1 protein-coding gene is annotated in these 509 nt (G+C 57.8%); it reads right to left on the bottom strand.

Annotation, left to right across the window (positions count from 1 at the left end):
• Window positions 1-92: 92 nt before the first annotated feature.
• Window positions 93-509: hypothetical protein (locus E1297_RS49500; RefSeq protein ID WP_209015541.1), on the bottom strand; the 417-nt coding region annotated here is incomplete at its 5' end.

Raw genomic sequence — 509 nt, 5'->3', positions numbered from 1 at the left:
GACTTCCGAAGGCGGCATCACCCCGATCTTTGGAGAAAGTTATGCCGAACGCGTCAATTCCGGAGACTACAGGTCCTTCTTTCGTCAGAAAGTCAGTCGGGAACATCACCTCCTTTCCGCAAATCCACCGGGAGCGGATCAAGGATGTTATCGACGAGGCTCGCTCGACGATGGAAGAGGCGGGTGTTTCCCTCAAGGACGCGCGGTTTCCTTTCATACTGCACCATGAGCGCATGAAATCGGCTTTCCGTACAGGCGGGCTTCGTCTGACGCACTCCGAAATTTACGCCCTTCTCTCCCTTTGGGCCGCAGAGCGCGGCGAGCCGGACGATTACGCCTGGCAGGTCGTAGGCGGTGCCCTGGATCTCTTGAGGGTCCGAGGAGAGGTCGTGCCTGAAGATGTCCGTTCGCACGTCGATAGGGTGTACGGGAGCGGGGATTTCCTTGAATTCTGCCGGAGTAGGCTTGCGTCCGCGAGCGAACGGAAGAAATCTTGACGGAAGGTCTTG

Source organism: Roseibium sp. RKSG952, assembly GCF_009711355.1.
Note: the sequence above shows the minus strand (reverse complement) of the source record. Positions and strands in the feature narration are given on the sequence as shown.